This window comes from Paenibacillus sp. Y660, assembly GCF_057221575.1.
The window spans coordinates 1-699 of sequence record NZ_JBXBBJ010000092.1 but is presented as its reverse complement, the minus strand read 5'-3'; the positions used below and the strand labels follow the sequence as shown (position 1 = coordinate 699).

General features: G+C 49.6%; 1 pseudogene. It reads left to right on the top strand.

What is annotated here, in order from left to right:
• Positions 1-90: 90 nt before the first annotated feature.
• Positions 91-699 (top strand): annotated as a pseudogene (locus tag AC2TDN_RS26595) (transposase); the annotation flags it as partial.

Sequence of the window (699 nt, the reverse complement as noted above, 5' to 3'; positions counted from 1 at the left end):
ATTCCCCATTCCGATTACCAATCCTTTGTCCTTCAACATCTTCGAACCTCTATCGGTTCTGGTATTGTCCTCATCCACAAGGATTGGCCTTTGGCTGTAAAACTCTGGATGACCGATTTATCTGCCATCACGACCTTGCTTATGGATGAATATTCGGATCAAGGACCTAAGCCCCGTGACCCTGCATCGCTATTCCGTTCTTACCTAATTCTTCTTCTAACGAATCCGACAATGGGCATCACCGAATGGGTCAATGAGTTAAAGCGTACACCCATCTATGCGATCTTGAGCGGGTTCTCTCTAACTGATCTTCCCGGCGTGGGCACGTTCTATGACTTCTTCGATCGCCTTTGGCCAGCAGTCGATCACAATCTGAGGCCTATCCTGCAACGCAAACGCAAGAGCAAGAAAAAAGGCAAGAAGGGCGAGAAAACGCCCACGACGCCAGGAAGAGTTGAACGTCTGGTCAAATGGATGATGCGTCATGCCGATAAGCAAACGGCTTTACCTGCTGATCGCTTGTTTCATTTCTTTCAATCGCAGATTGTTGCTGTATCTGCACAGTTTGGGTTGCTCGGGGATATGTCGGCGATTTGCGCAGCCGGTGACGGTACACCAGTCGTTACATCCGCTTATCCCCGAAGCAAGTCCACTTGCGATTGTCGCGCCCGCGGTATAGCTGATTGCAACCATCATCGT